Here is a 13,536-nt window from a genome sequence, read left to right on the forward strand (position 1 = left end):
GCAATCCAAAAGTTTAACGTGGCATAAATGAAAAAGAGCACCTAAGTGCTCTATGGGAATCATGAGTTAGAACTTAAATGTAACATCTGCAATGAATTGACGACCGATTTCAGGACTTGGTGTTGGTGTCACGGAGGATGTATTGGAAGAAAAGTACTCATTTTTACGGTTAAGTACATTATTAATGGTTAAACCAAAACTAGTTTGCGTATTTTTTGAACTCGGTATTGTGTAGGTAGTACGCATATCCCAATGCAAAGCATTTTTCGTTTTATATGCAGTGTAAGTGTCATATTTCATACCATCGAGTTCATAGACAAATTCAGTTTTACTGGTACTCAGGGTTTTTTTCATACCTGGTGTCCCTGCACGATAGCTAAGATAATGATTAATATTTAAAGGAATATTATTAAAACCAATATTCCAATCTAGTCTAACTGTCCATGGTGTATTAAAATTATCAGTGGGTTTATCTTCAGCATTAATCAGTTTGCCATCATAATAAATTTGTGATGTACCTGTGTAGTAGTTGCTTTCATAGCTATCAAAATTACGATTTGTATCTGTCATATCGGCATTTAGGCTTAAATAATGCACAGAATTTTTTAATACAAGTGGTTTAATATTTTTTAAAGAGAACGTTAATATTTCAGCTTCAGATTTTCCTGAGTTGTTATAAGACTTATTACCTTGCTGCTGGCGTAATTGGTCTTTGTTCTCTCGCTGAACATATTTTAAACCAGTATTGATGTTCCAAATATTGGTGTTAAAAGCAAATACAGATTCATCTGAAAACGGCGTATCCAGCTCTGACCTTGATTTGAAGGATGGCATATACGTCGGATCGAGTTCCCAACCTTCAGAAAGACTATTTCTCTTAAATTTTGTCTGTAATCGACCTCGTTGATCTTGTAATTCGTTGGCGAATGCGTTTAAACCATAATAGCGATTCCAACCAGCCGTGATAAATAATTGATCATTGCCAAATGGCTTCAAAACAAATGAACTACGAGGTGCAATATTTGTATTTTGAGTCAGTGAATCATAATCAGCTCTTAAGCCTAAACTAGATTGAATAAATGGATTAACATAAATTGAATCTTCGAGATATGCATGCCAACGATCTTGGCGTACATTGATTTGTCCTGCATCATATTTAAATCGTTGCGTTAAATATTGCCCGTCAATTGAATTGCCTTCGTCACAAGCATCATAACGACGACCATCAGAAGCGTAACAGTTTAAGTTTTCAATATTTTTGGAAGCGATAGTAGTTGTGTAATAATTATTAGAAACTTCAGGTCTTTCCCAATACGCTTCATAATGACCATAACCTGCACCCACTTTGAATTGGTGTGATGAGTTCGCAGAGTTTATTGGTTCAAATAGGGCTTTGATTGAGTATTCGAGTTTTTTTTCTTCTTGTGATAATGCACCATAGTTTCCATATGATTGCGTACTTAAATTCGGATTCCAATTCTTTGTTGAAGATCGAGCCCACACATACGCATCCTGCTCTGCCTTTCGCGAGCTTTTTTGTGTTTGATAATTAAGTTGTTGTTCTAACCGAACAGTATTTAATTTATTTTTTAAATTGATATAAATACTTTGACTATCAGATATTTGCGTGTTTTCTGAGTTTAAAAATGTAGCATTGAAGTACTCACCTTTATTTTCAAATAGCTGAGTTCCTATTTTTAATGAGGTTTTATCTGAAGGTGTATAGAAGAGTTCGACACCATAATTGCTCGCAGCACGTGTTTGGTCTAATTCTGCTGGCTCAATAAAATTCGTTTTTAATGGAATTAACGAATGTCGAAAAGAGCCAAAAGCATTGAAACCTAATTGGTCTGTGAGATTACCATACAGTGTTGCGCTGACTCCTTGTTTAGTAAAGAAAGGTTGATTTTTTTCACTGTTGGAGGTTTCAAATTCCAGTTGGCTTTCTGGATCAGGCAAGTTGATTTTAGACCAAGAATCAGATGTATAATCATAGGTAATATTACCGTGAATTTTGCCTACCTCAGTTTTTGGTGCGCAGGTTTCTGCACTCACTACACCGCCAGTAAATTCACCATATTCAGCGCTCACATTGCTATCAAGCAGTTTAATATTACAAATCAGGTCTGCATTGACTGCAACAGCTTGACTAGAGCCGAGTAGTTCATTATTTGAGTTCGATGTTGTTGCACCCACAGGGTTAATATTATTGTTGATGCTCATCCCATTGATTAGAAATTTATTTTCATAGGGTAAACCGCCATTGATGCTAATTTCGGCTGGGCTAAGTTCACCTTGTTGTAAGCCACTTTTAAAATTATTACCAAATTGCACATTAGGATTTACTCTTAAAAAATCAGTAATGTTCTTAGAACTATTGGGTGTCTTGTCTAAGTCATCCTTCGTATAAAGGGTTTTTCCAACTTCTTGTTGCTCAGTTGCATTCGTTACAATTGTATTGAGTTTGATTGAATCATCATTAGCTGTTGAATTTATTTCTGTTTCATTTGCACAAACTGTAGTTGAAAGTATCGTAAGAATGGCTAAATTTAATTTTGAGCGTACAAATGACATGATTTAACATTGAGAGAATAAAAACGATAGCGATTATCATTTAATGGTACTTATTTCACAATATTAAAGAGAATAATTATCAATACTATATTCCGATTAACATAATATAAAAAAGCGATAGTTAAAAATTGGAACAAAAAGCCCCAATACTTTTCAATTAAGATCAATCCACAGGATGATCAAGATTTCTAAAATATTGGGGTATTTAAAGATTTTTACTCTGAAACGAGTGTTTCAAGTAAATGGGGCGCTAATTTATTTAAAATATAGCAGAATAATTCAGCTGTTTTCTGTGTGTCATACAAAGCAGAGTGGGCTTCTTTACCATCAAACTCGATGCCAGCTTGAATACATGATTTAGCCAAAACAGTTTGTCCGAACATCACAGCACTCAAAGTCACCGTATCAAAAACCGAGAAACTATGAAATGGATTTTGATTCTTAGTTCCAGTACGTGCAATTGCCGCTTTTAAAAAACCAAGATCAAAATGAGCATTGTGTCCAACTAGCACAGCATGTGTGCATTGTTGTTGTTTGCGTACCTCATTAATTGCTTTAAACATACGTTTAAGTGCAGACTTTTCATCTTCTGCCATCGCTACACGCATTGGATTAAAAGGATCAATGCCAATGAAGTCGAGTGAGCGACGATCTAAATTTGCACCTTCAAATGGATTGATGTGTGCATGATGCGCTTGACCAGGTACAAACTTTCCAGACTCGTCGTAAATGATTGGAATACATGCTATTTCGAGCAATGCATCAGTATCTGCATTAAAACCAGCTGTTTCCACGTCAACAACCACGGGTAGGAACCCGCGGAAGCGTTGACCGATGACAGGTAATGTTTCAGTGGTCACACTTTTCTCCATTGAATTGTTTTACCTGCATAAAGAGGAATGATCTGTTCGCCATCTAAATATTCAAGGCTTTCAGGAATCACTTGATCTTCTTTGATCAATGTAATGGTTTCAGTATTACGAGGTAAACCATAGAAATCCGCACCAAAGAATGAAGCGAAACCTTCAAGACGTTCAATTTTACCGACTTGATCGAATGCTTGAGCATATAATTCAATTGCAGTTGGAGCGCTATAACACCCAGCGCAGCCACATGCATTTTCTTTCGCATTTTTAGAATGCGGAGCGCTGTCAGTACCTAAGAAAAATTTAGGGTTGCCACTTGTTGCGACTTCTAACAAAGTTTGCTGATGTGTCTGGCGTTTTAAAATTGGCAAACAATAGAAATGCGGTTTAACACCACCAACCAACATGTCATTGCGATTGAATAACAAATGTTGTGGTGTAATCGTCGCTGCCACGTTGCGATCTTGCTCAAGTACAAAATGTGCAGCTTCGCTTGTGGTGATATGTTCTAAAACTAATTTCAATTTTGGAAATTGTTTAAGCAGCGGTGCTAAAACTTCATCTAAGAAACGTTTTTCACGATCGAAAATATCAACATGATGATGTGTTACTTCGCCGTGGAGTAAGAGAGGAACCTGATGTTCTTCAAGTTGCTCAATGACGCTATACACTTTACGTATATCACTAACGCCATTATCAGAATTCGTGGTTGCTCCAGCAGGGTAAAGCTTAATTGCATTTACATATGGAGATTTTTTAATTTTTTGTACTTCTTCAGGAGAAGTATGATCCGTAAAGTAGAGCACCATACGAGGATCGAATTTTACATTTTCAGGAACATGCGCCATGATTCTTTCACGATAAGCATGTGCTTCTTCCACAGTTTTTACAGGTGGAACTGTATTTGGCATACAGATTGCGCGATGAAATTGCTTCGCCAAATCAGGAACAGTACGTTGAAGTGCTAAACCATCTCTTAAATGAGCGTGCCAATCATCTGGCTGGATTAAAGTGATCGTATTCAAGGCAAGTCTTACTGAAAAAATAACATAGATGATAATCGATATTGCTTGAAATTGATAACGACAAAAGCCGATAAAAGGGGTTTTACATCTATTTGTGCTGATTAATATAAAAATGAGGCATACGTTGGATGAATGAGTCATTATTCATCTAGGGAACAAGGATAGATTTTTACGTCCAAATAAAAAAACCGCGCTAAAAGCGCGGTTTTTTGTGGACTAAACTAAATCTTAGTTTTTGTCTTTAAGTTGTGGAACAGCAGAACCTGTACCTACAGCAAGTAAACCTGCACCAGTATAGATTCCTAACTTAGCGCGAGTATCTGTAATGTCTAGGTTACGCATGGTTAATTGACCAATACGATCCATTGGAGTAAATACAGAATCACCTTTTTCCATGGTTAAGCGTTCAGCTTCATAGGTAAGGTTTTCAGATTCAGTGTTCATGATCGTATAGTCATTACCACGACGAAGTTCTAAAGTCACAGTACCTGTGATTGCTTTAGCAACCCAACGTTGCGCAGTTTCACGAAGCATAAGCGCTTGTGAGTCGAACCAACGACCTTGGTAAAGTAAACGACCTAAACGTAAACCGTTGATGCGGTACTGTTCAATGGTATCTTCGTTATGAATACCAGTCACAAGACGTTCGTAAGCAATATGCAGAAGCGCCATACCCGGAGCTTCATAAATACCACGAGATTTCGCTTCGATGATACGGTTTTCGATTTGGTCAGACATACCTAGACCATGACGACCACCGATACGGTTCGCTTCAAGAATTAACTCAACTGGATCTTCGATACGTTGACCGTTAAGAGCAACAGGGAAGCCTTCTTCAAATGTGATTGAAACTTCTTCAGGTGCGATTTCAACATCTTCTTTCCAGAATGCAACACCCATAATCGGTTCAACGATTTTGATACCAGCATCAAGATACTCAAGATCTTTCGCTTCGTGAGTTGCACCAAGCATGTTTGAGTCTGTTGAGTATGCTTTTTCTTTTGACATTTTATAGTCAAAACCGTTGTCGATGAGGAACTGTGACATTTCTGCACGGCCACCAAGTTCATCGATAAATGTTTGGTCTAACCAAGGTTTGTAAATTTTAAGTGCTGGGTTCGTTAATAGACCATAACGGTAGAAACGCTCAATGTCGTTACCTTTATAAGTAGATCCGTCACCCCAAATGTTGACGTCATCTTCTTTCATCGCAGTAACAAGCATTGTACCTGTGACTGCACGACCAAGTGGCGTTGTATTGAAGTAAGGTACACCACCTGTAGAGATATGGAATGCGCCACATTGAATTGCTGCAATACCTTCTAATGCAAGTTGTAAACGGCAATCCACTAAGCGTGCTTTAACAGCGCCATAAGCTTCAGCTTTCTTTGGAATAGCATCGTAATCATCTTCATCTGGCTGACCTAAGTTTGCTGTATACGCATAAGGTTCAGCACCTTTTTGTTTCATCCACAATAGAGCTGCAGAAGTATCAAGACCACCAGAGAAGGCAATACCAACTTTTTTGCCTACAGGTACATTCTGTAAGATAGTTGCATTATCAGACATTGTTCATCCTAACGATAGAATATAGGCACCTAGAAAATTGGTAACCTGAAAAATATATTTCTTCAATTGTAGCACTTTTCATTGGTAATTTTTTTTAAAAAAAGATACGTGGTGCAAAAATATTAGAATAAGTAGCAATATTTCGTCGAAACTCAGAAGTAATAGTTAGTGCTTAATCTAATTCATGATTTCTTCTTGAAAATAATACAGCGCATTTATGAAGATTTTTATGCATCAATTTATTTTATTGGAATTTTTCAAAGCGAACTTAGTGAAAAATATTTTTTGTAAGTGATTGAATATTAATATTTAATTTCATAGTTGGTAATTTATTATAGAAAAAGACAAAAAATTGCCATAAACAGTTATGAAAAAAGAAGTATAGTTTTATGCAACAAGTTGCAAAGCCCATAAAATAAGGAATTGCCATGACAACTCGCTATGCAAATATATTAAAACCTCTTGATCTTGGTTTCACTACCCTAAAAAATCGTGTCGTGATGGGATCGATGCATACCGGTCTAGAAGATCGTTTTTATAACTATCCTAAATTAGCAGCATATTTTGGTGAGCGTGCTAAAGGGGGCGTAGGTCTCATCATTACAGGGGGTATTTCCCCTAACCGTCAGGGCTGGCTGCTTCCAGCTGGTGGCACAATGAATACCTTAGGTGATGTTGCCCCACACCGATTAGTGACACATGCAGTTCATAAACATGGTGCAAAAATTTTAATGCAAATTTTGCATTCAGGGCGTTATGGTTATCAACCATTTGTGGTTTCTGCAAGCCCAATAAAATCGCCGATCTCACCATTTAAACCACGTCAGATGTCAGAAAAACAAATTCTGGATACGATTCAAGATTATGCGGCTACAGCAAGTATCGCGAAAAAAGCTGGCTATGATGGTGTCGAAATCATGGGATCAGAAGGCTATTTGCTGAACCAATTTATGAGTCGTCATGTCAATCAGCGTACAGACCAATGGGGCGGGGAAATAGAAAACCGTATGCGCTTTGCAGTTGAAATTGTTAAGGCAATTCGCGCGAAAGTTGGCGAAAAATTTATCATTTGTTTCCGTTTATCTATGCTCGATTTAGTTCACGACGGTAATACAATGAATGAAGTGATCACCGTTGCTAAAGCGCTAGAAGAAGCGGGTATCACATTATTGAATACAGGTATTGGTTGGCATGAAGCTCGTGTGCCAACAATTGTAACCTCTGTTCCTCGTGCGGCATTTGTAGATTATACCGCAGAGGTGAAAAAACATGTGTCTGTGCCTGTGATTGCATCCAACCGAATCAATATGCCTGAAACTGCCGAAGCTATTTTGGCTGAAGGTAAAGCCGACATGATTCAAATGGCTCGACCATTATTGGCAGATGCTTTCTGGGTGAATAAAACGGCAACTAATCGTGTTGATGAAATCAATACGTGTATTGCGTGTAATCAGGCTTGTTTGGATCATACTTTCAAAAATAAACGTGCCACATGTTTAGTGAATCCACGTGCAGCCTATGAAACTGAACTGGTTTATTTAAAAACCAAGAAGCCAAAAAAAGTAGCTGTTGTGGGTGGTGGTGTAGCTGGAATGTCGGCAGCGACCGTTGCTGCCAGTCGTGGTCATCTAGTTACTTTATTTGAAGCCACTAATGATGTAGGGGGACAATTCAACTTAGCGAAAGTTGTTCCTGGGAAAGAAGAGTTTCACGAAACCATTCGCTATTTTAAAGTCCAAATTGAGCGTACTGGGGTTGAACTTCGTTTAAATACTAAAGTTAATCGTGAACAGCTTGAGCGTGAAGGCTTTGATGAAGTGATTGTTGCGACAGGCGTTGTACCACGTGCATTGAAGATTGAAGGAAGTGATGCACCACAAGTTTTATCTTATGCAGAAGTATTAAGAGGTGCGCCTGTGGGTCAAAAGGTAGCAGTAATTGGTGCTGGTGGTATCGGATTTGATGTGTCAGAGTTTTTATTAAAACCTGAACATCAGCCACAGCCACAACCTTTGGCAGAATGGAAACGTGAGTGGGGAGTTGATCCTGATGTTCAGTATGTTTCTGAAGGTGGTTTACAACCTGCTGAAGTGGATCATCCAGTTCGCGAAATATATTTATTGCAACGTAAGACAACGCCTTTGGGTATAGGATTAGGTAAAACCTCTGGTTGGGTTCATCGCGCCCAATTAAAAAAACACCATGTGAAAATGTTGCGTGGCGTTCAATATAAATCAGTGAGTGATGAAGGTCTGTGGATCGAAGTTGGTGGGAATGATCAATTATTACGAGTCGATACTGTCGTTGTTTGTGCAGGGCAAGAATCTGTTAAAGAGATTATGCCATCAGAGACTGAAACAACTTTAGCGAAATATCACATTATTGGTGGTGCAAAGCTTGCTGCTGAGCTTGACGCTAAGCGTGCGATTCGTGAAGGTGCTGAAATTGCAGCCAAAATTTAATAAATTTGAATCATTTGGTGAAACTATATTCACTTGAATGGTTTGATTGTAATTTTTACTTGTCATGATATGAAAAGCTTCGTATTATGGCGCACATGGAAGCGTGGCAGAGCGGTTTAATGCACCGGTCTTGAAAACCGACGAGGGTGTGAGTCCTCCGTGAGTTCGAATCTCACCGCTTCCGCCAAATTCAAAAGCCCTGACAGATGTCAGGGCTTTTTTTTATTCTATATATTCAAGCTTTTTATTCGAGTGTTTAATCACCAAACTTATTTGGGATGACCAGTAACCTTTTTTTGTGTTGATCATCTTCAACCAGTCTGACTTCAGCATCTAAGTTATAGAGTTGATGAACTAATTGCTTTGTTAAAACATCTTCTGATTTTCCTTGTGCAATGATTTGACCATCTTTCATGGCAACTAGAAAATCGGCACAGCGTGCAGCAGTGGCTAATTCATGTAGAACCATCACTATGGTTTTACCTTGTGAGGCTAGAGAGCGGACTAAATTTAAAATATCGGCTTGATGACCGATATCGAGCATACTGATTGGTTCATCTAAAAGAATTAAAGGAGTTTGTTGTGCGAGTACCATTGCGATCCATGCACGTTGACGTTGACCTCCTGATAGATTGCTTAAATTTTGATTTTTTAATTCGCTTAAATGGGTCGCAGACAAAGCGTCATCAATCGCTTTTTGGTCTTCGATGTTCAGTCGTTTAAACCAACCTTGATGTGGAAAACGACCGAAGCGTACTAACTGTTCAACTGTCATGCCGTTGGGTGCAGTTACATGCTGTGGAAGTAATGCAAGTTGTTTAGCGAGCAACTTTTTACTGAGTATATTCAGTTGATTTTTTTCCCAAATGACTTCGCCTTGATCATATGGATGAATTTGAGCAATACATTTTAACAAGGTCGATTTTCCACAGCCATTTGGACCAATGAGGACGATGACTTGACCCTGCTGAAATTCAGCATTGATACCCTTCAAAACTTGATGATGATTATATCCAGCACTTAATTGATTGATGATTAAACTCATGTACGACTCATACTTCTAGAATGACGATATAACAACCACAACAACAGTGGACCACCAACCATGCCGCTAATAATGCCTGCGGGAATTTCGACAGGGGCAAGCAAATTTTTTCCAAGTAAATCGGCACATAAAACCATTAATGCACCAATACACATGGTTGGAAAAATCGGAAATAAATGATGAGGAAATGATTTAAATGCGATGATTGGTGCGGCAATAGCCACGAATCCAATAGGGCCTGCAATACTGACAGCGGTCCCAGCGAGAAAGGAAGCAATAATAATGAGCATCAGTCTAATTTTAGATAAGGGTTCTCCTAGACTATCAATGACAGAATCAGGAAGAACCATTGCACTAAATAGTCGCCGCCACAGCACAATAATACTGACAAGCAGTATGATAAAAATCGAAGTTGGTAGCAAGATGTTGTAGCTTCGACCAATTAAACTACCACTACTAAAAATTAAAATATTACTGGTGTGCATTACTGGCAGTGTCGCAAGGATAAGGTCAAAACTGGCTTTCATGAGTGTTGCAATTCCGACCCCGATGACCAAAATACGATACCCCTGTGTTCCCACGCCGCCTGAAGCAATTAAAATAAAGAAAACACAGAAGATCGCGCCCATCAATGCTTGCCACCATTGACCTAACATACTAGCGCTTGAGAGGAGAATGGTGAATGCCAAAGCAAGCACTGCACTGTCACTGATACCAAAAACATCTGGGCTCGCAAGAGGGTTTTTGGTGATAATTTGAAGAATGAGACCAGATAAGGCGAGTGCAGCGCCAATCAATAAGGCTGCCAAAAGTCGTGGTAATCTAATCTTTTCAACGAGAAGTTGATGTGGAGCTGACGCATTGCCTGTCAATACATTCCATAGCGTATTCAAATTTAATGTGATTTCACCGTACATCAGGCTAAATAAACTGAGTGATATCAGTAGAATCGCAATGATTATCCAAGCCTTTATTACTGATTTTTGTTTTAAACGACTCAACAGAGAAAACATATTATTTCTCCGCTTGAATAATATTTTGTAGGTTATTTTGACGCACCATCCATATTAAAATAGGCGCACCTAATAAGGCTAAAAGAATACTGACAGGGGCTTCGAAAGGTTGAACGACTGCACGTGCAATGATATCCGCGATCAGCAACAACAACATGCCAAATAGTCCGCTATAGATGAGTTGTTTCTGAATACTATGAGCACCAATAGCTCGTGCAAAGTAAGGTGCAATCAAGCCTAAAAAGGCAATTGGTCCTGTTAATGCAACGGCACTTCCAGTTAATAAAACCACAGCTAAAATGCAGAATGCATCAAGTAGTTTCGTATTTAAGCCTAAGCTATTCGCCAGTTGATCACCAACTAAGCTAAGACCCAGGGGGCGTATCACCAATATAGCGATGATGAGTCCGATCGCCATTAAAATTAGTGCAAGACCGAGATATTGAATATCAACGCGATTGAGCGAACCCAAAACCCAAAAACGATAGTCGTCTAAACCATTTTGGAAACTAAGAAGAATGGCAGCCATAAAACCTTGGAATGTACTGGTGATTGCCAGTCCAGCCAAGACTAAACGTGTAAGTGAGCTATGATCTGTCATTTGACGAGGGGTGATTGCAAAGACCAATAATGCACTCACTAAAGCTCCAATCAGCGCCCAAAAAAATAGTCCTAAGGTATCCATTTGAAGAACGATGGCCAAAACAATGGCAAGAGATGCACCACTATTAATTCCGATTAATCCACTATCAGCCAAAGGGTTTTTAAGCAAGTTTTGAAGGATGACGCCTGAGATCGCTAAAGCTAATCCGACACTCACCGCCGCAATAGTACGTGGAATTCTAATTTCCAATAGGGGAGTGATTGGTTCTAAGGACCATTGACTTAATGCCTGAAGAATAAGTTGCAAACTGTCTGTAAAGTAGGGCTGACCAGCGCCGTACGCGATCGACAAAACAGCGCAACATAAAATAATCAAGCTAAGCACGATTCCCATCAGCGGGAATCGGTCAAGTACAGTTGTAGCATTCGTCAGCATGTTAATTATGGAGATGCTTCAATACATCATCAATGGCATGTCGAGCAGCATGTGGTCCACCTATGCCAGTCCACATAGATGCATCAACCACGAAATAATGCTTGTTTTTTGCAGCATTAAGACGTTGGAATTCTGGTAATTTTTCTAGTTCTGCCAGTTGCTTTTCCGAGTTTAGATGACTGCCAATGATGAGCCAGTCTGCATCAATTTGATCAAAACGCTCTCGACTGATTGGAGGCGTATGGCTTGCACCTGGTTGTTGCTGATGTTGAGGTCGTGTTAAGCCAATATCTTTTAAAATTTGGCTCGCAAATGAATCATTTAACATATAAACAGGTCCATTGGCTGTCCAACGAATGACACTGACTGATTGACCTTGTTGAACATGTAATTTCTGTTGAGCTTCTTGCGCATATTGATCGTACGCTTCTAGAGCTTTTTGGGCTTGTTGTTCTTTGTTTAATAAATGAGCTACCTTTTTGAAACTGTCTTTCCATGGCTCTCCGCGTGCAAAACTGACTGCAGTGGGTGCAATCTGCTGCAATTGATTAATCATTTGTGTATCAATCATGCTTCCAGCAATAATTAAGTCAGGTTGTAACGTGAGAATTTGTTCCATGCTCGGTTGTCCAAAGTTACCGACGGAGGCGATCTGTTGTGTTTCATTTTTGAGGTAATCTGGAAAATTACTTTGACCTCGAACATAACTACTGCCTATAGGTTTTATTCCAAGTGCAATAGCACTATCCAAATCAAGCTCACTTAAAACCACAACACGTTGTGGCTGAACAGGAATCGTAACTTGACGACCTAAAGCATCTTCAATTTGTCGTGTCGTATTTATTTGAGATTCAACCGTCGCTTTACTGTCTCGTGAAGAAGGTTCATTCGACTGAGAGCATGCTGTGAAGAGAGTGACAGCACTCAACATAATTGCAATTTTATATTTCATATCTTTCTACATATTTCATTAAAATAATTCTATTCACTTATTCAATGGCATCCATCACTTGATGGCGTTCCTCATGATAAGCCTCTTCGTTGTGACCTTGCTTCCAATAAGGCACAGCATATAAATTGCTCTTGGGTAACTGGAAGTTTTGTATCAGTATTTTACGAAGTTCAACCACCGTTGAATTTTCACCCGCCAGTGATACTGAAATATCTTTATTTTTCCAGTCTAAGTTTTGCAAAGAATGACGGATGTTATTATTCAATTCATGAGTGCTGTTGCACCAATGAAGCTTAATGTGTTCAGGTTTATTCAGATGTATTTGGTCTGAATCATCTTCAATCTCGATCCAAACTTCACCATGGGCGTCTTTTGGTAATTGTTCAAGAGAGGCAGCGATCATCGGGATTGCTGAAAGATCTCCAACAAAAATCCAATATTCTGCATCGATTTTAAAACGTGCTGGTCCTCCTGGACCAGCTAGACCTAATAAGTCCCCTGGACTCGCATGCTTCGCCCAATCAGCCGCTATACCAAAATCTTCATGTCTTACAAAATCGATGACTAAAAGTTGCAGTTCTTCATCGAAATCTCGAACAGTATATGTCCGAGTAATTGGTTTCTTTCCATTTGGCCACGTAATTTTGCCTAAAGAATTTCGAAACGGGAGGTCAGGTGCTTGTTGATCAGGGTTCGGAAAAAACAATTTGATGTGCGCACCACCATCACATTTTGCATAACCTGTGAAATCTTCACTTTTAAACCTAATACGCTGTAAATGAGTGGAAATTTGTTCTGTTGAATGGACAGAAATATGTCGAGCTAGAGGAGGAGATTGTGTCGTCATTATTTAATCTTCTGTACTTATCAATGGAGTGAAGATCGTCGATACAGTAATACGTGCGTCAGTCGACAGATTTGAATGGTTATTAATCTAAATCAAACAAATTAAATTTGCAAATGATAATCATTATATTTAATAATCTTTTTG

At 38.8% G+C, this 13,536-nt stretch carries 10 protein-coding genes and 1 tRNA gene; 2 read left to right on the forward strand and 9 right to left on the reverse strand.

Features of this window, described 5'->3' with window-relative positions:
* Nucleotides 1-66: 66 nt before the first annotated feature.
* The 4 genes from BMW42_RS00455 to argG form a co-directional block, all read right to left on the reverse strand.
* Nucleotides 67-2,574 carry a TonB-dependent receptor plug domain-containing protein gene (locus BMW42_RS00455; protein ID WP_092765980.1) on the reverse strand — a complete coding sequence of 836 codons (2,508 nt, stop codon included), beginning with the start codon at nt 2,572-2,574 and terminating at the stop codon, nt 67-69.
* A gap of 215 nt (nt 2,575-2,789) precedes the next feature.
* On the reverse strand, nt 2,790-3,446 hold the full coding sequence (rnt, locus tag BMW42_RS00460) for a ribonuclease T (protein ID WP_035266446.1): 657 nt from the start codon (nt 3,444-3,446) through the stop codon (nt 2,790-2,792).
* Nucleotides 3,431-4,465 carry a dihydroorotase gene (gene pyrC / locus BMW42_RS00465; protein ID WP_092766254.1) on the reverse strand — a complete coding sequence of 345 codons (1,035 nt, stop codon included), beginning with the start codon at nt 4,463-4,465 and terminating at the stop codon, nt 3,431-3,433. Before pyrC ends, rnt begins: the two co-directional genes overlap by 16 nt.
* 228 nt (nt 4,466-4,693) lie before the next feature.
* Nucleotides 4,694-6,034: an argininosuccinate synthase gene (argG, locus tag BMW42_RS00470; RefSeq protein WP_092765981.1), complete on the reverse strand. Its 1,341-nt coding sequence runs from the start codon at nt 6,032-6,034 to the stop codon at nt 4,694-4,696.
* Between the two features lie 428 nt (nt 6,035-6,462).
* Between argG and BMW42_RS00475 the strand changes: the two genes are divergently transcribed.
* Nucleotides 6,463-8,496 (forward strand): NADPH-dependent 2,4-dienoyl-CoA reductase, encoded by a 2,034-nt coding sequence (locus BMW42_RS00475; RefSeq protein WP_092765982.1) that lies wholly within the window; start codon nt 6,463-6,465, stop codon nt 8,494-8,496.
* Nucleotides 8,497-8,593: 97 nt separating this feature from the next.
* Nucleotides 8,594-8,683, forward strand: a tRNA-Ser gene (locus tag BMW42_RS00480).
* 69 nt (nt 8,684-8,752) lie between these two features.
* Here the strand turns inward: BMW42_RS00480 and BMW42_RS00485 are convergent.
* The 5 genes from BMW42_RS00485 to BMW42_RS00505 are packed head-to-tail and all read right to left on the reverse strand — an operon-like array spanning nt 8,753 to nt 13,392.
* Nucleotides 8,753-9,541 carry an ABC transporter ATP-binding protein gene (locus BMW42_RS00485; RefSeq protein WP_092765983.1) on the reverse strand — a complete coding sequence of 263 codons (789 nt, stop codon included), beginning with the start codon at nt 9,539-9,541 and terminating at the stop codon, nt 8,753-8,755.
* Nucleotides 9,538-10,554: a FecCD family ABC transporter permease gene (locus BMW42_RS00490; RefSeq protein WP_092765984.1), complete on the reverse strand. Its 1,017-nt coding sequence runs from the start codon at nt 10,552-10,554 to the stop codon at nt 9,538-9,540. The genes BMW42_RS00485 and BMW42_RS00490 overlap by 4 nt, the downstream gene beginning before the upstream one ends.
* A 1-nt stretch (nt 10,555) precedes the next feature.
* Nucleotides 10,556-11,593 carry a FecCD family ABC transporter permease gene (locus BMW42_RS00495; protein WP_092765985.1) on the reverse strand — a complete coding sequence of 346 codons (1,038 nt, stop codon included), beginning with the start codon at nt 11,591-11,593 and terminating at the stop codon, nt 10,556-10,558.
* Between the two features lies 1 nt (nt 11,594).
* Nucleotides 11,595-12,545 (reverse strand): ABC transporter substrate-binding protein, encoded by a 951-nt coding sequence (locus BMW42_RS00500; RefSeq protein ID WP_092765986.1) that lies wholly within the window; start codon nt 12,543-12,545, stop codon nt 11,595-11,597.
* 37 nt (nt 12,546-12,582) lie between these two features.
* Complete coding sequence (locus BMW42_RS00505) at nt 12,583-13,392, reverse strand: siderophore-interacting protein (RefSeq protein ID WP_092765987.1); 810 nt, start codon at nt 13,390-13,392, stop codon at nt 12,583-12,585.
* Nucleotides 13,393-13,536 lie beyond the last annotated feature (144 nt).

Source organism: Acinetobacter sp. DSM 11652, assembly GCF_900109815.1.
In the GTDB taxonomy this organism is placed as follows: domain Bacteria; phylum Pseudomonadota; class Gammaproteobacteria; order Pseudomonadales; family Moraxellaceae; genus Acinetobacter.

Coding starts and splice junctions, on each gene's coding strand:
- BMW42_RS00455 (WP_092765980.1), bottom strand. CDS start 2,574: ATGTCATTTGTACGCTCAAAATTAAATTTAGCCATTCTTACGATACTT.
- rnt (WP_035266446.1), bottom strand. CDS start 3,446: ATGGAGAAAAGTGTGACCACTGAAACATTACCTGTCATCGGTCAACGC.
- argG (WP_092765981.1), bottom strand. CDS start 6,034: ATGTCTGATAATGCAACTATCTTACAGAATGTACCTGTAGGCAAAAAA.
- BMW42_RS00475 (WP_092765982.1), top strand. CDS start 6,463: ATGACAACTCGCTATGCAAATATATTAAAACCTCTTGATCTTGGTTTC.
- BMW42_RS00485 (WP_092765983.1), bottom strand. CDS start 9,541: ATGAGTTTAATCATCAATCAATTAAGTGCTGGATATAATCATCATCAA.
- BMW42_RS00490 (WP_092765984.1), bottom strand. CDS start 10,554: ATGTTTTCTCTGTTGAGTCGTTTAAAACAAAAATCAGTAATAAAGGCT.
- BMW42_RS00495 (WP_092765985.1), bottom strand. CDS start 11,593: ATGCTGACGAATGCTACAACTGTACTTGACCGATTCCCGCTGATGGGA.
- BMW42_RS00500 (WP_092765986.1), bottom strand. CDS start 12,545: ATGAAATATAAAATTGCAATTATGTTGAGTGCTGTCACTCTCTTCACA.
- BMW42_RS00505 (WP_092765987.1), bottom strand. CDS start 13,392: ATGACGACACAATCTCCTCCTCTAGCTCGACATATTTCTGTCCATTCA.